Raw genomic sequence first — 22,554 nt, forward strand, 5'->3', positions numbered from 1 at the left:
GCAAGATGGGGCGCGGGCCGGTCCGTACCGGAGCGGCCGGGAAACGTGCTGGTGGGAGGCGGTAAGTCGATGTCGGGGTCAGTGTCCGAGGCGATGGCCGGGGCGGGAACAGAGTCGGGGGCAGCGACCGAAGCGAGCTCGCCGCCCGGGTCGAGGGCGACCCAGGAGTGCTGGGTGGTGGCGGGGCTGGGCAACCCCGGGCCGTGGTTCGCCCGGACCCGGCACAACGCCGGGTTCCTGGTCCTGGACCGGCTCGCCGAGCGGCACGGGGCGCGGTTCCGGCTGCGTGGGCTGCGCAGCCGCGTCACGCAGGTCGAGGTCGCGGGCCGGCGGGTGGTGCTGGTCAAGCCGCAGTGGTCGATCAACCTGTCGGGCGGCGCACTGGCCGCCGTCGTGCGCGCGCACGGGGTGGCCGCCGAGCGGGTGCTGGTGGTGCAGGACGACCTCGACTTCCCCTTCGGTGCCGCCAGGCTGAAGCGCGGCGGCGGCCCGGGCGGGCACAACGGCGCGCGCTCGGTGGAGAAGGCGCTGGGCGGCCGTGACCACGCCCGGCTGCGGGTGGGGATCGGACGTCCGCCCAAGGGCCAGACGATCGGCTCGTTCGTCCTGCAGGCCTTCTCCCCCACCGAGGAGGAGCAGCTGCCCGTGCTGCTGGACCGCTGCGCCGACGCCGTCGAGGCACTGATCGCGCGCGGCCTGAACCGCGCACAGGACGCACTGCACGTCGCCGCCGAGGACGCCGAGGGGTAGGGCCCGTTCGCGTCGGCGTCGCCGGCGGGCGCGGGGGCGGTCAGGATGGAGGGGACCGTGCCGCACCACGTCCCGGGAGGCAGGCAGATGTGCCGTCTGTTCGGCATGAGCAGTGCCCCACACCGCGCCCGCGCCACGTTCTGGCTGCTGGACGCGCCCGACAGTCTCAGTGACCAGAGCCACCGCGAACCCGATGGGACGGGGCTGGGCTTCTTCGACGAGGACGGGCGGGCGCAGGTGCGCAAGGCGCCGATCGCCGCCTGGCAGGACCGTGACTTCGCCCGCGAGGCCCGCCAGGTGCGCTCCACCACCTTCGTCGCGCACGTCCGCTACGCCTCCACCGGGGCGCTGGAGACGCGCAACACCCACCCGTTCGAGCAGGACGGGCGGCTGTTCGCACACAACGGGGTGATCGAGGGCCTGGAGGCGCTGGACGCGCAGCTCGGCGCGGACCGCGCGCGGGTGGGCGGCGAGACCGACTCGGAGCGGTTCTTCGCCCTGATCAGCCGCGAGACCGCCGCGCGCGACGGCGACGTCGGCGCCGGGATCGAGGCCGCCGCCGGCTGGATCGCGGCCCACCTGCCGCTGTTCGCGCTGAACCTGGTGCTCGCCACCGCGCGCGAGCTCTGGGCGCTGCGCTACCCCGACACGAACGACCTCTACGTGCTCGAACGGGCGGCCGGCGGCCACCACGGCATCCGCCACCTCGACCACGCGGGCACCGCCGGTCGGCTGCGCGTGCACAGCGCCGACCTGGCCCGCAGGCCCGCCGTCGTGATCGCGAGCGAGCGGATGGACGACAACCCCGCCTGGACGCAGCTGCGTTCGGGGGAACTGCTGCACGTCGGCGCCGACCTGACGGTCGCCCGGCGCCTGGTGCTGCCCGAACCACCCGCACAGCCGCTGAGCCTGGCGGACCTGCACCCCGACGCGGCCGCCTCGCAGCGCGCACGATGAGGCGCGTGGCACCCACCTCTCCACCCATGGCTGTGGCCCGTGCGGCGACGCACCGGGCCACAGCCATGTACAGGGGCGGTTACCAGAGGTAGCCGTCCGCGGGCTTGGGGGCGGCGGGCAGCCGGTCCTCCTGGCCGGTGAGTTCGAGCAGGTCACGCTCCAGCAGCGTGCCGATCGCGGTCACCGGCAGGTCATGGATCGTGTTGCCGAACGGCGACTCCACCACGTGACCGATCTGCTCCAGGATCCGGAACGCGAACGCCACCACCAACGTCGCCGGAATCACCGTCCAGCGGTCGACCGGCAGCGCGGAGATCACCGCGAACGGGAACACCACCACGTACAGGTGCACCAGATACCGCGAGAACACGTCATACGCACGCGGCACCGGCTGCTGCGTCAACCGCTCCGCCAACGCCGTCTGTGTGGACAACGCCGCCAGCGCCGTCTCCATCTGGAAGTTGTCCAGACCCGTCAGGATCTGCTCGACATACGACGCGTGGATCCGGTGACTCTGCAGCGCCAGCAGCATGCTCGCCTTGTTGTCGATCCCCTCCAGCGCCGCACGATCGGCCACACTCAGCCGCGCCTCCAGCTCACGATCCACATCCAGACCACGCAACTGCGCCCGCAACGCGACCGCGTAGGCCACCTGACGACGCGCGATGTCATGCTGGAACGTGCGCACCGCCTTCGGATCCGCGTCGTGCTTGGCAGCCGTCACCGTCACCACCACACGCACCAGGTTGCGCGACAGACCCGTGATCGAACCCCAGATCGCCGACGCCTCCCACCACCGCTGATAAGCCGTGTTGACCCGCACCGCCAACAGGATCGACAACGAGGTACCCAGCACCGTCGCCAGCAGCGAGGGCAACATGAAACCCGTGAACCGGTTCTGATCGATCAACTCCCACGCACACACCGAACTGGCCGCCCCCAGAACCAGCTCGAACCGCGCATAGGGCCACATCGAGACCGGGGTGAACTGACGCTTGAGAATCATGCAGACTCCGGGATCAGGCAGGCGGACACACCAACAGCGCAACCGTACGGCCAGACCCGATCACCGGTCGACTGCGCCGATCAGCTGCTGAAACCGCCAACTCCCGTTATTCACAGCACTTCTGACGGCTCATCAACACGCCGGACAGGATGCGATTCGCTGGTGCTACGTCATGAACGTTTCGCCGCGGTGGCCCGACTCCACGGCCCGGCCCGGCCGAGCCCGGCCCGGCAGCTTGGTGGCAGCTCGGCGGCCGATCGGCGCGGCGCGCGGTCGGCACATGGCAAAGGCAAGGAGGTCGCCCACTCCTTGCCACTCTCAACTTATAGCGCACCGGGGGCCTTGCGGCAAGGCCCCGGTCATGCCGCAGAATCTCCGATCGAAGCCGGGACCTGCGGCAACGCGGGCGGCCGACGGAATGTGATCTTGGTGAAGGGGCGTCTCTCATGATGGCTGACAGTGATACCGACGTGATCGTCGCCGGTGCCGGGCCGACCGGGTTGATGCTGGCGGGCGAGTTGCGGCTGCACGGCGTGCGCGTGCTCGTGCTGGACAAGGCGGCCGAGCCGAACGAGCGGTCCCGCGCGCTCGGCCTCCACGTGCGCACCATCGAGGTGATGGACCAGCGCGGTCTGCTGGAGCGGTTCCTGGCACTCGGCACGCAGTACCGGGTCGGCGGGTTCTTCGCGGGCCTGGGCACGTCATGGCCCGAGCACCTGGACACCGCGCACTCGTACGTCCTGGGCATTCCGCAGCAGAGCACCGAGCGCCTGCTGACCGAGCACGCCGAAGAACTCGGCGCCGAGCTCCGGCGCGGCTGCGAGCTGATCGGCCTGAGCCAGGACGAGGACGGCGTGACCGTCGAGCTCGCCGACGGCACACGGCTTCGCTCGCGCTACCTGGTGGGCTGCGACGGCGGTCGCAGCACCGTGCGCAAGCTGCTCGGCATCGGGTTTCCCGGCGAGCCCTCGCGGATGGAGACGCTGCTGGGCGAGATGGCGGTGACGGCGCCGCCGGAGGAGCTGGCCGCCACGGTGGCCGAGGTGCGCAGGACCCAGCTGCGGTTCGGCGCGATGCCGCTGGGGGACGGGACGTACCGGGTCGTGGTGCCCGCCGAGGGGGTGGCCGAGGACCGCGCCACACCGACCCTGGAGGAGTTCAGGCAGCAGCTGCGGGCGATCGCCGGCACCGACTTCGGGGTGCACTCGCCGCGCTGGCTCTCCCGCTTCGGCGACGCCACCCGCCTGGCCGAGCGCTACCGCAGCGGCCGGGTGCTGCTGGCGGGCGATGCGGCGCACGTCCACCCGCCGATCGGCGGGCAGGGGCTCAACCTCGGTGTCCAGGACGCGTTCAACCTCGGCTGGAAGCTGGCCGCCGAGGTGGCCGGCTGGGCGCCGGCGGGGCTGCTGGACAGCTACCAGGACGAACGGCAGCCGGTGGCCGCGGGCGTACTGGAGCTCACCCGCGCCCAGATGCTGCTGACGTCCACCGAGCCGGGTCCGCAGGCGCTGCGCCGGCTGCTGTCGGAGCTGATGGAGTTCGAGGAGGTGAACCGGCGCGTGATCGAGAAGCTCAGCGCGATCGGGCTCCGCTACGACTTCGGCGACTCCCCCGACGCCGGTGACTCCGGTGAGGGGCATCAGCTGGTCGGCCGGCGGCTGCGGGACGTCGCGCTGAAGCACGGCCGCCTCTACGAGCTGATGCACGGCGGGCGCGGGCTGCTGCTCGACCAGACCGGCCGGCTCTCGGTGGCGGGCTGGGCCGACCGGGTGGACCACGTCGCGGACGTCAGCGAGGAGTTGACGGCCCTGGACGTGCCCGCGGTGCTGCTGCGCCCGGACGGCCACGTGGCGTGGGTCGGTGAGGACCAGCAGGAGCTGCTCGACCGACTGCCCCAGTGGTTCGGCGCCGCCGCCGACGGTGCGGGCGCACTGCCCGACGGTGCGGGCGCACGACCCAATGGTGCGGGCGCACTGTAGCGGGCAGGCTCGGCGTGGCGGGCGCATATGGGCCGAACTCGCCGAACTGGGTGGACTGGACTCCGGGTGGCACCAACCCGGAGGACCATGGACGCGTGGTTGACATGAACGAGCACGACGAGCGTGACGGCAGTTCCATGACGCTGCGGACGTACCGCGTCACCGCGACCGGGCAGCGGATCGAGCTGTCGCGGATCGAGGTCTCCGCGCAGGAGCCGTACGAGCTGCCGATCACCGACCGGTGGCCCGACTGTTCCTGCCCGCGCTGCGATCCGCTGGGCCGCCGCAAGGCCGCCCGCGAGGAGCAGACGGCGGCGCGGCTCGACTGAGCGCCGGCCCCGTGCGGGCCGTCAGCGGCGCACGGCCAGCAGCAGCGCGATGTCGTCGGTGCGCTGCGCGGTGCGGGTGGCGTGCGCGATGAGCAGGTCGGCGAGGGCGTCGGGGGTGGTGGCGGTGTGGTGGGCCAGGGTGGTGCGCAGGCGGTCGATGCCGGTGTCGATGGCGGCGCCGGCCTCCTCCACCAGGCCGTCGGTGTAGAGCGCGAGGATGCTGCCGGGGGTGAGGGTGAGGCAGGTGGCCGGGTAGTCGGCGGTGGGGTCCACGCCCAGCAGCGGGCCGCCGTCCAGGTCGAGGATGTCGGTGTGTCCGTCGGGGTGGCGCAGCAGGGGCGGCAGGTGGCCGGCGCGGGCGCAGCGCACCTGGTGGTTGTGCGGGTCGGGGTCCAGGCGCAGCAGCAGGCAGCTGGCGAGCAGGCCCGGGTCGAGGTCGAGCAGCAACCGGTTGGTGCGGGTCAGGACGGCCTCGGGCACCTCGCCGCTGGCGGCGAACGCGCGTACGGCGGAGCGTAGTTGGCCCATGGTGGCGGCCGCCGCGGTGCTGTGGCCCTCGACGTCGCCGATCACCAGGCAGAGCCCTTCGGGGGTGGGGATGGCGTCGTACCAGTCGCCGCCGATCTCCATGCCGTGGGTGCCGGGCAGGTACCGGGCGGTGATGACCAGGTGGGGCTGGTGGGGCAGGCGGTGTGGGAGCAGGGCCTGTTGGAGGCCGCGGGCCAGTTCGGTCTGGGTGTCGAAGAGACGGGCGCGTTCCAGGGCCTGGGCGATGAGACCGCCGAGGGCGGTGAGCACCGGGCGTTCGGCGTCGGTGAAGCGGCGGGGGTGGTCGAAGCCGAGGATGCAGCTGCCGACGGGGTGACCGGAGGCGATCAGCGGCAGGAAGGCCCAGGCGCCCATCTCGTCCTGGGGGATCCCTGGGTAGGCGGCGGTGAGTTCGCGGGCGGATTCGAAGAAGATCGGGGTGCCGGTGGCCAGCGTCTCGGTGCCGGGCAGGCGGGCCTGGATCGGGGTGCCCTCGAAGCCGTCCAGGAAACCCTCGGGGTAGCCGCGTTGCGCGGCCAGGTGCATGCGGGCGTCGGTGACCTGGTAGATCGCCAGTTCCTGGCCGCCGAAGGCCGGCAGGATCTGGTCGGCGACGGCGTCACAGACCTCGCGCACGGTGGCGGCCTCGGTGAGGATGCCGGCGAGCTGGAGCAGGTGGTGGGTGGCGCCGACGGCCGGCGCGGGCGGTGGGGCCGGGGGCGGTGGCGCGGTGCGGGGGGTGCGCGGGGCGCCGGAACGGTCCGGGCCCTCCTGGCTGCCCGGCCGGTCGTCGGTGGCACCGGCGGTGGTGGCGGCCGGGGTGACGCGGCCGGTCAGGCCGCGGGCGTCGGGGTGCAGGGAGACGGCGAGCCACTGGTCGGGCGGGCGGTGGGCGAGGAAGGCGGTCGGGCGCTGGGTGAGCGCGGCCGAGCGGTAGGCCTCCTCGAAGGCGGCGGCGCCCAGGCCGGGCAGCTCCTCCCACGGGCGCCGGCCGAGCAGGCGTTCGCGCGGGGTGTCCAGGAGGGCTTCCAGCGCGAGGTTGGCGTACCGCAGGCGGCCGTCGGGGTCCAGGGCGAAGAGGCCCTCGGGGAGGCGGTCGAGCGCGGCGGCGGCGTGCGCGGTCGCGGCGGCGTCCAGCAGGGCGCCGTGCACGCGGGTGTGCTCGGGGTCGGTGCGGGCGTAGAGGTCCAGGGTGCGCGGGGCGCCGGTGGCGGGATCGGGCGGGTGTACGGTCCGGGTCAGCCGGCCGGTGGCACGCAGCGCGGCGAGGTCGGCGGAGGTGAGCAGCGCGGCAGGGTCGGCGACGGGGTCGGCGGGGTCAGCGGCGCCGGTGGTGGGGGTGGTGGGGCTGAGCGGCAGCGGGGCCTCGAAGAGCGTGACCTGGATCGCGGGGGCGTCCTCCGCGAGCGCGACCTCCAGCGGCGGGCGGTGCGGGGCTGCGGGCGGTGCGGGTGACTGGGCCAACTGGGTGCCGATCCGGTTGGCCAGCGCCCGCAGGTGGCGGCGCACCGGCGGGGGCGGCGGGCCGGTGGTGGCCGGTCCCAGCACAACCAGCACGCCCAGGGTCCGGTCGGCTCCGGTGATCGGCACGCTCGCCGAGGCGAAGTCGTAGGGCAGTCCGACGGCGGCCTGCGGGAACCGGCGCATCCGCTCCTCGCTGCCGGCCACGAAGACGCTGCGCGCGCTGCGGAACGCGAGCGCCACCGGCAGCCCGCCGGAGACCGGGACCTGCCGGAAGGCACCCAGCACGGCCGGTGCCACCCCCGCGACGGCGGTGAGGGCCAACGCCCGGCCATCCGGCAAGACCAGGTACACCAGCCCACCGTGCCCACCGGCGTCGGCGACAGCCTTGCGCAGCGCGGGGGCCAGCACCGCCTCCCGCGGGTCCTCGGACGCGGCGGACGCGGCAGGGGGTGCGGGCGGGTCCGGGCGCTGCGGTGGCCGGGGCGGGCGCGGACCGGGGTGCTCCGCACGGCTCGCCCTGGGACCGCCGCCGGCGTCCGGGTCCTTCGACCCGCCCGGCCTGCCCTGACGCACCTTCCCTCTGTACGCCGCCGCGCGCAGGGGTGTCAACCGGACAGCCGCCCGGCCGGGCCACACTTCCCCCGCCCCACGAGCAGCCCCTCCCGCCTCCAGCGCTCTCCCCGCCCCGCCTCCCGCGCCCCGTCACCCACCGCCTGCCGCTGCCTCCCGTGCCCCACCTCCCTGACACCCGCGCTCTCCCCCGCCCTCGCCTAACGAGCCCGACCGCCCGCCGCCTGCCTGCCACCTCCCGCACCCCGCCGCCTGCCCCTGCCCCCACACTCGCCCAGCGAGCCCCACCGCCCACCGCCTGCCCCCTGCTTTCCCGCGCACCACCTCCCCGGCACCCGCGCTCTCCCCCACCCCCGCCCCGCGCAGACGGGCGCACGGGCGGCGGCGCAGGCGTGGCGCGCCGAGCGGCGGGGGCGGTGGGCGGTACGGTCCCTGTGGCCGGGGCCGCCTGGGCCGTCAGTCAGGTGGAGGGCACAGCCGATGAGCAGCCGGGCACAGGGCGAGGGCAACCGGGTACGCAACGGTGCACTGTCGGCCGCAGCGGCCGCCTGCACGCTGCTGGGCTGCCTGCTGAGTGCTCCCGCCACCGCCCGGACCACCCCCACCCCCGCCTCCGCCCCCGCCCCCGCCCCCGTCTTCGACGTGGCACCGGCAGCGGCCGCCGTCGACCGGCTGCTGCCCGGGCGGGCCGAACAGTTCGAGCTGGTGCCACTGGCGCGCGACGAGGGCGGCGCCGACCGGTTCGAGGTCAGCGGTGGCGGTGGCGGGCGGGCCGTACGCGTGGCGGGGACCTCGGGGGCGACGCTACTGCGCGGGGTGGGCCGGTACCTGGAGCAGGTCACCGGGGTGGACGCCGGCTGGCCGGGCGACAGCCTGGCGCGGCTGCCGGCGGTGCTGCCCGCGGTGCCGGTACCGGGCACGCTGAGCGGCGGCGCGGCGCTGGCCCACCGCTACGCGCTCAACGACACCGACGCCGGGTACTCCGGTGCCGGCGCCTACCGCGACTTCGCCGCCTGGCAGCACGAGATCGACCTGCTGGCGCTGCACGGGATCAACGAGGTGTTCGTCCAGACCGGCGCCGAGGTGCCGTACCTGCGGGCGCTGCAGGGCTTCGGCTACGGGCAGGACGAGCTGCGCGCCTGGGTCCCCGCGCCGGCGCACCAGAGCTGGTGGCTGCTGCAGAACATGTCCGCCTTCGCCGCGCCCGTCTCCGAGCAGCTGGTCGAGCAGCGGGCCCGGCTGGGGCGCCGGATCGCCGACCAGCTGCGGGCGCTGGGCATGACGCCGGTGCTGCCCGGCTTCTTCGGGACCGTGCCGCCCGGCTTCGCACAGCGCAACCCCGGCGCGCGGGTGGTGCCGCAGGGCAACTGGGTGGGGTTCGCGCGGCCCGACTGGCTGGACCCCACCGGGCCGGTGTTCGCGCGACTGGCGCAGCGCTACTACCAGGCCCAGGCCGAGGAGTTCGGCCCGAGCACGATGTTCAAGATGGACCCGCTGCACGAGGGCGGGAATCTCGGCCCGGTCGACGCCACCGCCGCCACCCGCGCCATCGGTGCCGCGCTGCAGGCCGCGCACCCGGGCGCGACCTGGGTGCTGCTGGGCTGGGAGAACAACCCCACCCCCGCCGAGCTGGCCGGCCTGGATCCGGCGCGCACCCTGGTCCTGGACGGCCTCGCCGACCGTTACCCCGCCACCACCACCACCACCACCACCGCCACCGATACCTCCACCTCCACGCACGCCGCCACCGCCACACAGGCGGGCCGGTTCGGCCCGGTGCCGTACGCGTTCGGGGCGATCGACAACTTCGGCGGCCACACCAGCCTGGGCGCGAACACCGGCGTGTGGCTGGACCGGTTCACCCGGCAGGCGGGCAAACCGGCCGGCATCGCGTACCTGCCCGAGGGCACCGGCGGCAACCCGGCCGCGTTCGAGCTCTTCACCGACCTGGCCTGGCAGCCGGTGCCCACCGACCAGCGGGCCTGGTTCGCCGCCTTCGCCGCCCGCCGCTACGGCGGCCCCGACCCGCACGCCGACACCGCCTGGGACCTGCTGCGCCAAGGCCCCTACAGCGCGCCCGCCGACGGCTGGAGCGAGCCGCAGGACAGCCTCTTCGAGGCCCGCCCCGCACTCGACGCCGTCACCGCCGCCGCCTGGAGCCCGCCCGCGATGCGCTACTGCGCGGCCACTGTCCAGCAGGCGCTGGGTGAACTGCTCCAGGTCGCACCCGAGTTGCGCGGCAGCGACGCCTACCGCTTCGACCTGACCGATGTCGCCCGCCAGGCCCTGAGCAACCAGGCCCGCGTCCTGCTGCCGGCCATCGCCACCGCCTACCGCGCCGCCGACGCCGACGCCCTGGCCACGCTGGCCGACCGGTGGCGCGCCGACCAGGCGCTGCTGGCGCGCCTCGTCGCCGCCGACCCGCGCTTCCTGCTCGGCCCCCGGCTCGCCGCCGCCCGCTCCTACGGCGCCGACGACACCGAGCGGGACGCCCTGGAGTACGACGAGCGGGCGCTGCTCACCACCTGGGGCGGGCGCGGCCCGAGCGAGGACGGGCCGCTGCACGACTACGCCAACCGCGAGTGGGACGGCCTGGTCCGGGACGTGTACGCGCCGCGCTGGGACGCCTTCCTGAACGCCCTGCAGGACGCGCTCGCCCACGGCACCACACCGACCGTCCCCGACTGGTTCGCGCTCGACGACGCCTGGGCCCACCGCACCCTGACCACCGACCGGTACCCGCAGGCGCCCACCGGCGACGCGTACGCGCTAGCCCGTACCGTCGCCGACACCCTGCCGCCACCCGCGCCCTGCCCGACCTGACCCTGCCCGACCTGACCCTGCACGGACGCCAGGAGGGGTTGACCGCCTGTGGCCGGGCAGGCACCGTGGATGCCCGCACCATCGGGGCAAGGGGGAGGGTTCGATGGGACGGGGACAGAGCTGGCTGCGCGCTGTCGCGGCGGCGGTGGTGCTGGTGGCGGCGGGGTCGGTGGCCGGCTGTTCATCGGGCCCCGGGCACAGCACCCGGGCGGTGATCGACGCCGACGCTCCGGACGCGCTGCTCGACCAGCCGGTACACCTGCGGGTCACCAACCTCGCGCCCGGCGACGAGGTCACCGTCACCTCCACCGCGACCGACTACCAGGGCCTGGCCTGGAGCGCGCACGGCCTCTTCCGCGCCGACAGCAGCGGAACCGTCGCCCTGGACACGGCCGTCCCGCTCTCGGGCTCCTACCAGGTCGCCGACGGGATGGGCCTGTTCTGGTCGATGGTCCCGAACTCCGGTGACCCGGAGGAGTCCTGGTTCAGCCCGCCGCTGCCGACTGCGAAGCACTCGTACGCGGTGGGGATCGCCGTCAGCGCGCACGGCCGCTCCCTGGCCACCCGCACCCTGACCCGCCGCCTGGTGACGGACGAGGTCACCGCCAAGGCGCTGACCTCCGCCGAGGACCACGTCACGGGCGAGTTGTTCACTCCGGCGCCGGGAGGCGCCCGCCGCCCGGCCGTGCTCCTGTTCGGCGGGTCGGAGGGCGGGGTGGGCATCGAGCAGCAGATCGCGGCGGGGCTGCTGGCCTCCCGCGGCTACCCGGCCCTCGCACTCGGCTACTTCCACGCGCCCGGGCTGCCCGACGCGCTGCAGGACGTCCCGCTGGAGTACTTCGCCACCGCCGCGCGGCTGCTGGCGGCCCTGCCGCAGAGCGATCCGGCTCAGGTGGTGGCCGTCGGCTACTCGCGCGGCACCGAGGCAGCGCTGCTGCTCGGCGAGGACTACCCGGAGCTGATCCACGGCGTCGTCGCCTACTCCCCCTCCGACCAGGTCAACGTCGGCTTCCCCGACGGTGCCGAGCCCGCCTGGACCAATGGCGGCCGACCCGTCCCCCAGGGCCTGATCCCGCTGGCGGACGTCAACGGACCGGTCCTGGCCATCGCGGGAGCCGAGGACCAGCTCTGGCCCTCCCCGACCGCCGTCCACGCGATCGACCAGCAGCTCGTCACCACCCACGACCCCCACCCGCACCAGGCGCTGGTCTACCCCGGCGCGGGGCACGGCGTGGGCATGGTCCCCTACCTGCCGGCCGGCACCGGCGGCGCCCATCCGATCACCGGGCGGTTCATCCGGCAGGGCGGCACCCGCGCGGGCAACGCCGCCGCGAAGGCCGACGGCTGGCCCAAGGTCCTGGCCCTGCTCGCCGGCCCCAGCCGCTGACGACGCCCGACCGGCGGCGCCGAAATTCGGTTGCGCGGTGGGTGGGGCCCGCTAGCATCGGTGGTGTTCCTGCTGTGCCGGGCCCTTTGCTGCCCGGCCGTGACGACGAGAGCTCCGAGGAGGTGCGTTTCGATGGTCGCCGCCCTGACGCGGCGCGCCCTTGCGTGCGCGCCCTCCGCTGCCCCCTCTCGTTTCCCGCTCGCCGCCTGACACTGCGCCGGCCCCTTGGCCGTACGCCCTGCGGCGGGCCACCCTGTCGCAGGAGATCACCGCAGTGCGCGAACGTTTCGCCGACAACGAGTCCTTCAGCCGCATCCGCCCCAAGGGCGCCGGCCGCCGCGGCCGCGGCGAGGACGCCTCGGAGGCCCTGGACCTGGACGCGGCCTTCGCCCGCTTCCAGCCCCAGCCCCAGCCTCAGTCCCACATGCAGCACGCCCCCGACCACGACCCCGGTACCGCCCTCTCCCCCGCCGCCGTGGACGGGCCGCCCAGCGGTGACCGCTGGTCCACCTGGGACCAGTCCACGCCCAGCGAGAAGGGCCCGCAGCCGCACCCGCGCTGGGTGGTCACCGAACTCGCCGCCGTCGACACCGAACTGGGCATCGTCAAGACCGGCAAGGAGGCCGACGTGTTCCTGCTGGAACGCGCCGTGCCCGGCACCGACCGGCGGACCCTGCTGGCCGCCAAGCGCTACCGCGACGGCCACCACCGCCTGTTCCACCGCGACGCCGGCTACCTGGAGGGCCGCGCGCACAAGGAGTCGCGGGTCAGCCGCGCGATGGCCAAGCGCACCGACTTCGGCAAGCAGGCCATCGCCGGCCAGTGGGCCGGCGCCGAGTTCGCCGCGCTGTCACGGCTGTGGCTGGCCGGCGTCGCCGTCCCCTACCCCGTGCAGATCCTGGGCACCGAGATCCTGATGGAGTTCGTCGGCAACCCCGACGGCACCGCGGCCCCACGCCTGGCCCAACTGCGCCCCGAGGACGGCGATCTGGACGACCTGTGGCAGCAACTCGCCCGCAGCCTGGCCCTGCTGGCGCGCGGCGGCCACGCCCACGGCGACCTGTCCGCCTACAACATCCTGGTCCACCAGGGCCGGCTGGTGATCATCGACGTCCCCCAGATCGTCGACATCGTCGCCAACCCGCGCGGCCGTTCCTTCCTGGAGCGCGACGTGCGCAACGTCGGCGCCTGGTTCACCGCCCGCGGCCTGCCGCAGTCCGCCGTCGAGGACCTCTCACGCGAACTCGCCTTCGAGGCCCGCCTGGACTGACCCCCGGTCCGGTCCCGGCCCCTACCCCTACCCCGGTCCGGCCCCGCACCAGCAAGCGCGGAGCCGGACCGGGGCGGCATCACTACTTCTTGCGGAACATCTCGATGCCGGTGACCGTGCTGGTGGTCCGCTCCGGAGCGTGTCGGAGCGCGAAGCGTAGCGGCGCCCACCGACACCCCCGCACCCGCGCCGCACCGGCACTGTGGGTGATGTGGGGGTGGGGGTGAACTGGGTGGGGGGTGGGGGTGGTTGGGGAGCTGACGTTGTCAGGCTGACCTCGGTGGATCGGGCCGTTTTCGGTGGCCGGGCGGTGTGTGTGGGTGTCAGGCTGTGCTGGACTCGTCACCGATGTGAAAGGCATCCTCATGACCGAGAGCACCCAGTCGAGCCAGCCCATCCCGGTGGGGAAGCTGTACATCGACGGGAAGTGGGTGGATGCGCTGTCCGGGCGTACCGAGCCCACGTTCAATCCGGCCGACGGCTCGGAGATCACCCAGATCGCGCAGGCGGACGAGGCCGATGTGGACCTCGCGGTGGCCGCGGCGCGTCGGGCGTTCGAGGGCGGGGCGTGGCCGGAGCTGACCGTGCACCAGCGGTCGGCGTTGCTGACGAAGGTGGGTCAGCTGGTGGAGCGGGACGCCGATCAGCTGGCGTACCTGGAGAGCGTGGACATGGGCAAGCCGATCGCGTTCTCCTCCACGGTGGACGTGCCGATCGCGGCCCAGTTGCTGTACTACTACGCGGGTGCGGTCACGCGTCTGGACGGGGTGACCCGCGAGACCGCGACGAAGAGCTTCAACTACACGCTGCGTGAGCCGCTGGGTGTGGTGGCGGCGGTGACGCCGTTCAACTTCCCGTTGCTGCTGGCGCTCACGAAGATCGCGCCGGCACTGGCGGCGGGGAACACGGTGATCCACAAGCCGTCCCCGCAGACACCGCTGACCGCGCTGAAGATGGCCGAGCTGTTCGACGAGGCCGGGTTCCCGCCCGGTGTCTTCAACGTCATCACCGGCCCGGGTGTGGAGCTGGGTGAGCAGATCGTCAAGCACCCGGGGATCGACAAGATCGCGTTCACCGGTTCCACCTCGGTGGGTCAGTCGATCATCCGCAACGCGGCCGCGACGCTGAAGAAGACCACGATGGAGCTGGGCGGCAAGTCCGCCAACGTGATCTTCGCCGACGCCGACCTGGACTCCGCCGTCCAGCTCGCGTTCTTCGGGATCTTCTACAACAAGGGTGAGATCTGCACCGCCGGGTCGCGGCTGCTGGTCCAGCGCGAGGTCTACGACGAGGTCATCAGCCGCCTGGTCGAGCGGGCCTCCCAGGTCCAGCCCGGCAACCCGCTGGACCCCACCACGTTCCTGGGCCCGCTGGCCCACCAGGGCCAGTTCGACAAGGTCTCCTCCTACGTGGCGATCGGCCAGCAGGAAGGCGCCAAGCTGGTCTGCGGCGGCGGGGCGTTCCACCCCACCGACACCGCGGACGGCGGCCTGTACTTCCAGCCCACGATCTTCGCCGACGTCGACAACTCGATGCGTATCGCCCAGGAGGAGATCTTCGGTCCCGTCCTGTGCGTGATCCCCTTCGACACCGAGGAGGAGGCCCTGAAGATCGCCAACGACACCTCCTTCGGCCTGGCCGCCGGCGTCCACACCCGCGACCTCAAGCGCGCCCACCGCTTCGCCGCCGGCATCAAGGCCGGCACCGTGTGGGTCAACACCTACAACCAGTTCGACGCCGTCATGCCCTACGGCGGCTACAAGTCCTCCGGCTTCGGCCGCGAAAGCGGCCCCGAGGCACTCGAGAGCTACACCCAGCTCAAGTCCGTCTGGATCGACCTCTCCTGACACCCACACAGCACCACCAATAGCCAGCGCGACACCCCGCAACATCCGCCGCCCGGCGCCCGCCGTAGAACGGGCGCCGGGCAACCCGGCTCGCGGCTCGCGGCTCGCGGTGACCGGGCTCCTGGTGCGCACCCCGCACCAGGAGCCCGCCACCACCCGCCCCCGGGCGACGACGCGGCACCACACCCACCCGCACCCCCGTGCGCGCCCGCACCCGTCGGCGGGCGTGATGGCGCAGGACGTCCGGCGATCCTCAACGGGCCCACCACGCCCGACGGCTGGCCACCCCGCCCCGGCAAGGGTCACCACCCGCCGGCCTGCGGTCCGCTCGGCCGTGCCGCACCGCGCGCTGGGATTCCGGCCGGGTCACCCGGCCGGTGACCGTCCCCGTGCTGTGGCCTGCCGTGTGGCTGTCCCGTTCTTCCCTCTCGCCCCGCCCGTCTTGGGGCTCATGAACTCCCCCGCCCGGCCGGGCCGGCCGCACCCGACGGCCACGACCAGGCGGGGGTCACCAGGGAGCACACGGCATCCGGCACCCACCGGATACCGCCCACACACCACCGTCCACCACCACGCAGGGAGCACCCATGCCGCAGACCGACACCCACCACCCCGTCTTCAACCGCCAGATGGACGCCATCGCCAGCGGTGACATCGACCAGCTGATGGAGAACTACCACCCCGAAGCCGCCCTGCTGCGCTTCGAAGGCGCCTCCGAGGGCATCGACGCCGTCCGTGAGATCCTCACCGGCTACCTCACCCTCAAGCCCACCCTGATCGAGCTCACCGCCTACGTCCACACCGAGGACACCATCTCCTACCGCGCCATCATGAACCTCGGCGGCGAGCCCGAACACGCCTTCGGCACCCTCGTCCTGCGCGACGGCAAGATCTGGCGCCAGACCGCCGGCTTCGGCGCCTAACCACCCCTGGGCACACCCCCAGACACACCCCCGGGCATCCCCCTGTGTACCCGCCACCCACCCCCTGGGCGGCGGGTACACCCACACCCAGCCCCACCCACACATCAACCGGCGGTGCGGGAGGGGCATCTGACGCAATGCCACCCAGCATTCCGGACAGACAACCCCTGGTCAGCCCACACGTTGACGCCACACCCGGCACCCCCGGAGAGTCGGGGCAAGACAATCCCACCGCCCGCCCGCGCCCGAGCACCGCCCCGACCAGCACCGCCCGGCCACGCGAGCACCGGCACAGACCATCCACCGCGCAAGGAGCACCCGATGCCCACCAGCAACCCCGCCCTGACCGAACAGTCCATCCGGACCGTGGCCGAGGAGTGGTACCGGGCCCTGGACCGCCACGACGCACTCGAGACAGTCCTGCCCTACCTCATCGACGAGGGCCTCGAGATGCGCTTCCCCGAAGGCACCTCCCGCGGCCACGCCGGCTTCACCGAATGGTACGAAGCCGTCACCCACCGCTTCTTCGACGAAGAGCACACCGTCACCAAGGTCGAAGCCACCATCAACGACGACGCCCAAAGCGCCACCGTCACCGTCCTCGTCAACTGGCAGGCCAAGATCTGGGACGCCCCCGGCCCCGTCAGCGCCTGGCTCGGCTTCGACGCCGACCAGACCTGGGAGGTCGTCGCCGGCCCCAACGGCCCCCAGATCAAGACCTACATCGTCAACGGCCTCGCCCCCATGCCCGGCTCCGCCGCCCTCTGACCCACCCCCACCAGCCACCGGGCGCCACCACGGCGCCCGGCCCGGCCGGCCCCCCTTGCCTTGTCTTCTTACCCACCACCCGTACCACCGCGGAGGACCGCATGACCACACGCGACGTACTCGAGCAGTACTACACCCTCGCCAACGCCGGCGACTGGGACCGCTGGTGCGACCTCTTCCACCCCGACACCATCATGGACGAACAACTCGCCGGCCACATCACCGGCCAGCAAACCCTGCGCGACATGATGGCCGGCTTCGGCACCATGTACACCTCCTTCCAGAACAAGCCCCTGCACTTCCTCGTCGACAACGACCAGGAACAAGGCGCCGTCGTCTCCCACATCACCGCCACCACCCCCGCCGGCGACACCATCGAAGCCGACGTCATGAACTACTTCCGCATCACCAACGGCCTCATCACCTACATGGCCAACTTCCACGACACCAAGCCCTTCCAACCCCTCTTCAACAACTAACCCCCAGCCCCAAGGCACCCAGACCCAGCCAGGGAACAGGGAAACCAGGGCAACAGGGCACAGAGGACCGGAAGTTCGGCGCCGACCAGGGGACTCACAAAGGGGCGGCGAGGGAACCAGGCCCCGGGAGCTCGCAGAGGCCGAAAGCCCCGAGCAGGCAGAGCCGCCCCCATCACCTCATCGGGCCTGGCCGCCACCGGGTCACCACCGCCAATCGGGCGGCGCCGCCCCCGCCCCGCCCCACCCCGCCATCCGCCCACCCGCGACGAGGAGCAGTAGTTATGGCAGGACCCGGTAACGAGTACGACTACATCATTGTCGGTGCCGGCACCGCCGGCAGTGTTCTGGCGAACCGTCTGACCGAGGACGGGCACACCACCGTGCTGCTGCTGGAAGCCGGTCACGGTGGCATCCCGGCGGAGGTGGACGACCCCTCCTCCTGGTACAAGCTCCTGGGCAGTGGCATCGACTGGAACTACCAGAGCACCCCGCAGGACGCGCTCGGCGGGCGCCGCACCTTCGAGCCGCGCGGCAAGGCCCCCGGTGGCAGCAGCAACCTCTACATCATGATGCACGTACGCGGCCACCCCAGCGACTTCGACAACTGGGCCTACCAGGGCGCGGCCGGCTGGTCCTACCAGGACTGCCTCCCGTACTTCACCCGCCTGGAAGCCCAGGAAGACGTCACCGGCCCCACCACCGGCACCCACGGCCCCCAGCACGTCACCAACGCCTCCCAGCACGAGCCCAACCCCGCCTCACGCGCCTTCATCGACGCCTGCAAGGAACTCGGTCACCACGAGATCGCCGACTTCAACAACGGCACCATGTTCGGCACCGGCTGGCACCACATCGACGTCGCAGGCGGCCGCCGCCAAGGCGCACTCGCCTCCTACCTCGAGCCCGCCCTCAAGCGCCCCAACCTCACCCTGCGCACCGGCGCCCACACCACCCGCCTGCTCTTCGCCGGCGACCAGTGCACCGGCGTCGAATACCTCCAAACCCAACCCGACACCCACACCGGCCAAGGCGCCGCACGCACCCTGGGCACCACCACCACCCCCGGCACCCACACCGCCCACGCCCGCGCCGAAGTCATCCTGGCCGCCGGCGCCATCGAAACCCCCAAACTCCTCCTCCTGTCCGGCATCGGCCACCCCGACCAACTCCGCACCCACGACATCCCCCTGGTCGCAGCCCTGCCCGGCGTCGGCGAGAACTTCCACAACCACGTCCTCACCGGCCTCATGTTCGAAGCCAGCGCCGAACTCCCCCCACCCCACCAGAACCTCTCCGAATCCGCCCTCTTCCTGCCCTCCACCCCCGGCCTGCCCGCCCCCGACCTCCAAATCGCCTTCGTCCACGTCCCCTTCGACGTCATCATCGGCCAACAACACCCCAACACCGTCTCCATCCTGCCCGGCGTCGTACGCCCCGTCTCCCGCGGCTGGATCCGCCTCACCGACAACAACCCCCTCACCCACCCCCAAATCAACCCCAACTACCTCGCCGACACCTGGGACCTCGAACGCCTCGTCCAAGGCATCACCATCGCCCGCGACATCGCCGACACCAACGCCTTCACCCCCTACAACAAAACCGAACTCCCCCCCACCAACACCCACACCACCCACGAACAACTCCGCACCCTCGCCCGCAACCGCGCCGAGTCCTACCACCACCAAGCCGGCTCCGCCCGCATGGGCATCGACGACCTCGCCGTCACCGACCCCCAACTGCGCGTCCACCACACCCGCGGACTACGCATCATCGACGCCTCCGTCATGCCCGCCGTCCCCTCCGGCAACTGCCACACCGCCATCACCATGATCGCCGAACGCGCCGCCGACCTCATCCGCACCACCAACTAACACCCCCAAACAACACGACAGTTACGGAAACGGGCGCCGGCACACACCACCACCGGCGCCCCCACCAAAGGAGCAGCCACCATGCAGTGGTCCCACGTCGGCCTCAACTGCCACGACCAACAGAAAACCGAAGACTTCTACACCCGCTACCTCGGCTTCACCCGCGCCCGCACCGTCAAAACAGGCGACACCGAAATCATCTTCCTCCGCAAAGGCAACGCCTACCTCGAACTCTTCGCCACCCCCGACCAACCCCCCACCACCACCCACACCAACGACGGCCCCACCACCCCCGGCCACACCCGCCACATCGCCTTCCAAACCGACAACATCGACGACTTCCTCACCACCATCGGCCCCGACGCCGACATCACCCTCGGCCCCCTCGACTTCGACGACTTCATCTGCGGCTGGCGCACCGTCTGGCTCCGCGACCCCGACGGCACCATCGTCGAAATCAGCCAGGGCTACACCGACGAAAACCCCACCACCTAAAACCCCAAAAAACCCACACCAACACCAAGCCCCACCGCTAGCCGCGGAGCAGCAGGTCAGCGCGCAGGCCGAGGTGATCGGAGACGAATCCGCGGCCGGACGGCATCGCGACCTCCTGGTCGAGGATCAGCTCCGCGTGCTTCGCGACGATGTCCTCGGCGGCCAGGATGAAGTCGACGCAGTGCGGCGTCTGCCCAGGGCTGAGGTACTCGGCGTGGAACGTGGGCGGGCACTGGTGGTCGAAGACGTCGCGCAGGCCCGTCTCAGCGATGAACGTGGCATGGACGGCGCTCTCGCGTGGCGCATTGAAGTCGCCGATGACCACGACCCGCGGGGAGAGTCCGCGCACCAGGTGGGCGAGAGCCGCGTACTGGCGGCTCTGGAGCGCATGGAAGCGGTTGGCCACGCTCCAGTCGCCATCGTGGTTGGCGACTGGATGGGTGTTGACGATGTGGAGGTCGCAGCCCGCGACGCGCGTGATCAGGCTCCCGTTGAGGGCGGCGATGACCCGTGTGCGCCACCGCAGGCCGGAGGTTCCAGGTGCCCGACCGAACGGACCGAACCGACCGAAGCGTTCGAAGCGCAGCTCGGCGAACGGGGTGCGGGAGAAGGTCACCAGCCCGCCGGCAGGCCCGACCGGTGTGCGGACGTACGCCACGTGCGGGAACGTGGGCAGGTGGGTCCTTAGCTGCGTCAGGTGGTAGTACGTGTGGACCTCCTGGAAGCCGACGACCCCGACGGGCGAGCGTTCGAACTCCGCGCCGATGGCCGCGGACCGCTCGGCCCGGTGGGTGCCCAGCAACGGGTTCCCGCGCGTGTTGAGCGTCGCGATCGTCAACGGACTCGCGTCGTCCGCCTGCGGGCCGGCGGACAGGGACGTGGTGTGCGGCGCGGCGGTGCTCTTCATGGAAGTGTCCGGATGCTGGTGTGTGGGGTGGACTCCGGCTCATCCCGAAGGGCAGCGTCGAGTTGGTGGCGGAGTGCGTCCAGGCGGCTGCGGCCTGGGGTGAAGACCGGCATCTGTCGCAGGATCCCGCGAACTGCCGCCGGGGCGTGCTCGATCGCCCATCGGATCTCCTCGTCACCGGCGCCGACGCCGGTGCCGACGCCGGTGACGGCGCCGGAGTCGTCGGTCGCCGCAAGCTCGCGGGCGTGGGCCGCGTACATGGCGGGTGCGAGGGCGTGTTTTGCCTGGTGCGGAGTGGCCAAGGGGTGGATGTACGGGGTCGCCGCCGCGTAGCCGGCGGCGCGGGCGGCGGCTGTGGCGGCCGGGTCGTCGAGGTCGCGGGCGGCGGCGAGAGCGGCGAAGGCGAGGGAGCGCAGCCGCGCTGTCCGCCTCCCGTCGCGCGCGAAGGCGTGGATACCCTCGATTGCGTCGCGAGGGCGAGTGTCCGACGGAGCCTTCGTCTCGAAGAGCGGTAGCACCCGCGCGGCACAGGCGGCTGCCCAGAGTCCGAGAAGCCGACGGTCTTCTTCGCTGATGGTCACACTGGTCATCCCACACATCCTGGCAGTCGCCGTCCGAGCGCGTGGGCAGTTGTCCGGTCCGGAGTGTCGTGTCCGGGCCGGGCGAGGTGACGTCAGACGGCAGCGAGCGCCTTGAAGTACACCGTCGAGCTGCGCCGGATCGTCATGCCCACCCGCTCGTACAGCGAGAGCGCGCCGGTCTGCGAGTGCGTCCAGAGCGTGCAGGCCGGGCGGCCCTGTCGGTAGAAGTCGCGGAACGCGTGCCGGAGCAGCACGCGGGCGATCCCCTGGTTGCGGTGATCGCGCCGGACCGCGACCCGTTCGACGTATCCGTCGTCCTCCGGGGTGTCCAGCGACAGCACCGCCCCGACCATCCGGTCCCCGGCGAACGCCACCGGGGACGACGCCGGGGCGAAGGTGGCGCGCTCGACGGTGAGTCGGGCCCACTCCTCGTACGGCCTGCGGCGCGACTGCCACTCGTCGAACGCGTCCTCGGTGAGCTGGTACGCCGCCAGTTCGTCGCCGGGCCGGAAGCGCCGCACCGTGATGCCCGCCGGCGGCTCGGGCACCACCGGCTCGGTGGGCAGCGCGATCTCCAGCTGCCAGGCGGTGGCGAGCGTCTCGTAGCCGCGGGAACGGACCAGTGCGACGGCCGCGTGATCGCCGTCGGCGACCGTCTGGACGAGCCGGTCGCCACCGGCCTGGCGGGCCCGCGCCTCGACCCAGTCGAGCAGCGCGGTGCCCAGGCCACGACCGCGGTGCTCCGGGTGGACGTCCACCTCGGACCGCCGGTTCACCCACGCCCGGGCGACCAGCGCCCCCGCCCGGTCGTGGACGAGCAGCGTGTCCGCCGCCGGGTCCAGGCCGGGGCGGGCGAGGTCGGCGGCGATGCCGTCGAGATCGACCTCGGACTGACCGTAGAGGTCCGACTCGCATGCTGCGACCAGCTGGTGGATGGCGCGGACGTCGGCGGTGGTTGCCGGCCTGCTGCTGTAGTCGGACGGCAGCTGCGGCGGCGGAAGATCAGACATAGGTCGACACCCTGCGCCATCCGGACTCGGCCTGTCGAGCCGATTACCCACTTGGAAGGCCGACTTCCGCTTCGGGTCGGCTGCGAGCCACGGGTTCACCGCAGGTCCTTTGTCATGAAGACCCTGCTGGTGCCCGGTGGGTCACACGGGACTTCGCCCAGGCGTCGCCAGCCGTGCTTCGCGTAGAAGCCGGGAGCCTGGAAGCTGATCGTGTACAGCACCGCCGTGCGGCAGCCCCGGGCGCGGGCTTCGTTCTCGGCCCGGCGCAGGATCTCGCTGCCCAGGCCTGCACCGCGCAGCTCGCGTGGCAGGAAGAACAGATCGAGGAAGAACAGCCCGAGTGAGGTGCGACCGGTCAGGCCACCGATCACCTGGTGGGTCGGGGCGTCACGCACCAGGACGGCCAGCGGGCGACGGTCGTCGATGGCTGTCGTGTCGGTGTTGAACCGGTCCAGGGCATCGGAGACGAGCGATACGTCGGCGGGATCCGGGGCGTCGGTGACCGTGAGGCCGATGCCGGTCCAGGGGTTCGGTGGCGTGCTGTCGGTGGCAGGCATGAGGTTCCCAGGGCGGTTGGCGGAAGGTGCGAGAAAGGTCAGCGGAAAGGTCA

19 protein-coding genes are annotated in these 22,554 nt (G+C 72.4%); 13 read left to right on the forward strand and 6 right to left on the reverse strand.

Going from position 1 to position 22,554, the window contains the following annotated elements; genetic code table 11:
* Positions 1-174 precede the first annotated feature (174 nt).
* Both pth and AC060L_RS31435 read left to right on the forward strand, forming a co-directional pair.
* The gene (gene pth, locus AC060L_RS31430; protein WP_483802365.1) at positions 175-750 is read left to right on the forward strand and encodes an aminoacyl-tRNA hydrolase; all 576 of its coding nucleotides are present in this window, start codon (positions 175-177) and stop codon (positions 748-750) included.
* 87 nt (positions 751-837) lie between these two features.
* A complete protein-coding gene (locus tag AC060L_RS31435) occupies positions 838-1,707 on the forward strand; it encodes a class II glutamine amidotransferase (protein ID WP_483802366.1) in 870 nt (289 codons plus the stop codon).
* A 79-nt stretch (positions 1,708-1,786) separates the two neighbouring features.
* On the opposite strand, the gene AC060L_RS31440 is transcribed toward AC060L_RS31435, so the two are convergent.
* Positions 1,787-2,713: a bestrophin family protein gene (locus AC060L_RS31440; RefSeq protein ID WP_483802367.1), complete on the reverse strand. Its 927-nt coding sequence runs from the start codon at positions 2,711-2,713 to the stop codon at positions 1,787-1,789.
* 446 nt (positions 2,714-3,159) lie between these two features.
* On the opposite strand from AC060L_RS31440, the gene rox reads away from it, so the two are divergent.
* Both rox and AC060L_RS31450 read left to right on the forward strand, forming a co-directional pair.
* Positions 3,160-4,692, forward strand: coding sequence for a rifampin monooxygenase (rox, locus tag AC060L_RS31445; protein ID WP_483802368.1), 1,533 nt, complete (start codon positions 3,160-3,162; stop codon positions 4,690-4,692).
* A 95-nt stretch (positions 4,693-4,787) separates the two neighbouring features.
* Positions 4,788-5,021 carry a hypothetical protein gene (locus tag AC060L_RS31450; protein ID WP_483802369.1) on the forward strand — a complete coding sequence of 78 codons (234 nt, stop codon included), beginning with the start codon at positions 4,788-4,790 and terminating at the stop codon, positions 5,019-5,021.
* A gap of 21 nt (positions 5,022-5,042) precedes the next feature.
* Here the strand turns inward: AC060L_RS31450 and AC060L_RS31455 are convergent, their stop codons facing one another.
* Complete coding sequence (locus AC060L_RS31455) at positions 5,043-7,586, reverse strand: SpoIIE family protein phosphatase (protein WP_483802370.1); 2,544 nt, start codon at positions 7,584-7,586, stop codon at positions 5,043-5,045.
* A gap of 477 nt (positions 7,587-8,063) precedes the next feature.
* Here AC060L_RS31455 and AC060L_RS31460 point away from each other — a divergent pair, with 477 nt between their 5' ends.
* The 9 genes from AC060L_RS31460 (at position 8,064) to AC060L_RS31500 (ending at position 19,446) form a co-directional block, all read left to right on the forward strand.
* Positions 8,064-10,406, forward strand: a complete 2,343-nt coding sequence (locus tag AC060L_RS31460; RefSeq protein ID WP_483802371.1) for an alpha-N-acetylglucosaminidase — start codon at positions 8,064-8,066, stop codon at positions 10,404-10,406.
* Between the two features lie 103 nt (positions 10,407-10,509).
* Positions 10,510-11,793 (forward strand): acyl-CoA thioesterase/BAAT N-terminal domain-containing protein, encoded by a 1,284-nt coding sequence (locus AC060L_RS31465; RefSeq protein WP_483802372.1) that lies wholly within the window; start codon positions 10,510-10,512, stop codon positions 11,791-11,793.
* A 274-nt stretch (positions 11,794-12,067) separates the two neighbouring features.
* Positions 12,068-13,063 carry a serine protein kinase RIO gene (locus tag AC060L_RS31470; protein WP_483802373.1) on the forward strand — a complete coding sequence of 332 codons (996 nt, stop codon included), beginning with the start codon at positions 12,068-12,070 and terminating at the stop codon, positions 13,061-13,063.
* A 365-nt stretch (positions 13,064-13,428) separates the two neighbouring features.
* Positions 13,429-14,910 carry an aldehyde dehydrogenase family protein gene (locus AC060L_RS31475; RefSeq protein ID WP_483802374.1) on the forward strand — a complete coding sequence of 494 codons (1,482 nt, stop codon included), beginning with the start codon at positions 13,429-13,431 and terminating at the stop codon, positions 14,908-14,910.
* A gap of 587 nt (positions 14,911-15,497) precedes the next feature.
* Positions 15,498-15,833, forward strand: coding sequence for a nuclear transport factor 2 family protein (locus AC060L_RS31480; protein ID WP_483802375.1), 336 nt, complete (start codon positions 15,498-15,500; stop codon positions 15,831-15,833).
* A 321-nt stretch (positions 15,834-16,154) separates the two neighbouring features.
* Positions 16,155-16,601, forward strand: coding sequence for a Cif family virulence factor (locus AC060L_RS31485; RefSeq protein ID WP_483802376.1), 447 nt, complete (start codon positions 16,155-16,157; stop codon positions 16,599-16,601).
* Positions 16,598-17,080, forward strand: a complete 483-nt coding sequence (locus AC060L_RS31490) for a nuclear transport factor 2 family protein (RefSeq protein WP_483802402.1) — start codon at positions 16,598-16,600, stop codon at positions 17,078-17,080. Before AC060L_RS31485 ends, AC060L_RS31490 begins: the two co-directional genes overlap by 4 nt.
* A 281-nt stretch (positions 17,081-17,361) precedes the next feature.
* Positions 17,362-18,951, forward strand: coding sequence for a GMC family oxidoreductase (locus AC060L_RS31495; RefSeq protein WP_483802377.1), 1,590 nt, complete (start codon positions 17,362-17,364; stop codon positions 18,949-18,951).
* 81 nt (positions 18,952-19,032) lie between these two features.
* A complete protein-coding gene (locus AC060L_RS31500; protein ID WP_483802378.1) occupies positions 19,033-19,446 on the forward strand; it encodes a VOC family protein in 414 nt (137 codons plus the stop codon).
* 37 nt (positions 19,447-19,483) lie between these two features.
* Here AC060L_RS31500 and AC060L_RS31505 read toward each other — a convergent pair whose 3' ends face one another.
* The 4 genes from AC060L_RS31505 to AC060L_RS31520 all read right to left on the reverse strand — a co-directional run bounded on the left by AC060L_RS31505 (position 19,484) and on the right by AC060L_RS31520 (position 22,501).
* Positions 19,484-20,353 (reverse strand): endonuclease/exonuclease/phosphatase family protein, encoded by an 870-nt coding sequence (locus AC060L_RS31505; protein WP_483802379.1) that lies wholly within the window; start codon positions 20,351-20,353, stop codon positions 19,484-19,486.
* Positions 20,350-20,943: a putative immunity protein gene (locus tag AC060L_RS31510; protein ID WP_483802380.1), complete on the reverse strand. Its 594-nt coding sequence runs from the start codon at positions 20,941-20,943 to the stop codon at positions 20,350-20,352. Before AC060L_RS31510 ends, AC060L_RS31505 begins: the two co-directional genes overlap by 4 nt.
* A gap of 83 nt (positions 20,944-21,026) precedes the next feature.
* Positions 21,027-21,944, reverse strand: coding sequence for a GNAT family N-acetyltransferase (locus AC060L_RS31515; RefSeq protein WP_483802381.1), 918 nt, complete (start codon positions 21,942-21,944; stop codon positions 21,027-21,029).
* Between the two features lie 95 nt (positions 21,945-22,039).
* Entirely contained in the window at positions 22,040-22,501 is a 462-nt protein-coding gene (locus tag AC060L_RS31520) for a GNAT family N-acetyltransferase (RefSeq protein ID WP_483802382.1), read from the reverse strand.
* Between the last annotated feature and the right edge of the window lie 53 nt (positions 22,502-22,554).

It is taken from the genome of Kitasatospora sp. NEAU-69 (assembly GCF_057158765.1).

Bases quoted from the DNA above. Each gene is read 5' to 3' on its own strand.
- AC060L_RS31435 (WP_483802366.1), top strand. From the start codon at position 838: ATGTGCCGTCTGTTCGGCATGAGCAGTGCCCCACACCGCGCCCGCGCC.
- AC060L_RS31495 (WP_483802377.1), top strand. From the start codon at position 17,362: ATGGCAGGACCCGGTAACGAGTACGACTACATCATTGTCGGTGCCGGC.
- AC060L_RS31505 (WP_483802379.1), bottom strand. From the start codon at position 20,353: ATGAAGAGCACCGCCGCGCCGCACACCACGTCCCTGTCCGCCGGCCCG.
- AC060L_RS31480 (WP_483802375.1), top strand. From the start codon at position 15,498: ATGCCGCAGACCGACACCCACCACCCCGTCTTCAACCGCCAGATGGAC.
- AC060L_RS31520 (WP_483802382.1), bottom strand. From the start codon at position 22,501: ATGCCTGCCACCGACAGCACGCCACCGAACCCCTGGACCGGCATCGGC.
- rox (WP_483802368.1), top strand. From the start codon at position 3,160: ATGATGGCTGACAGTGATACCGACGTGATCGTCGCCGGTGCCGGGCCG.
- AC060L_RS31515 (WP_483802381.1), bottom strand. From the start codon at position 21,944: ATGTCTGATCTTCCGCCGCCGCAGCTGCCGTCCGACTACAGCAGCAGG.
- AC060L_RS31440 (WP_483802367.1), bottom strand. From the start codon at position 2,713: ATGATTCTCAAGCGTCAGTTCACCCCGGTCTCGATGTGGCCCTATGCG.
- AC060L_RS31465 (WP_483802372.1), top strand. From the start codon at position 10,510: ATGGGACGGGGACAGAGCTGGCTGCGCGCTGTCGCGGCGGCGGTGGTG.
- AC060L_RS31475 (WP_483802374.1), top strand. From the start codon at position 13,429: ATGACCGAGAGCACCCAGTCGAGCCAGCCCATCCCGGTGGGGAAGCTG.
- AC060L_RS31485 (WP_483802376.1), top strand. From the start codon at position 16,155: ATGCCCACCAGCAACCCCGCCCTGACCGAACAGTCCATCCGGACCGTG.
- AC060L_RS31460 (WP_483802371.1), top strand. From the start codon at position 8,064: ATGAGCAGCCGGGCACAGGGCGAGGGCAACCGGGTACGCAACGGTGCA.
- AC060L_RS31500 (WP_483802378.1), top strand. From the start codon at position 19,033: ATGCAGTGGTCCCACGTCGGCCTCAACTGCCACGACCAACAGAAAACC.
- AC060L_RS31510 (WP_483802380.1), bottom strand. From the start codon at position 20,943: ATGACCAGTGTGACCATCAGCGAAGAAGACCGTCGGCTTCTCGGACTC.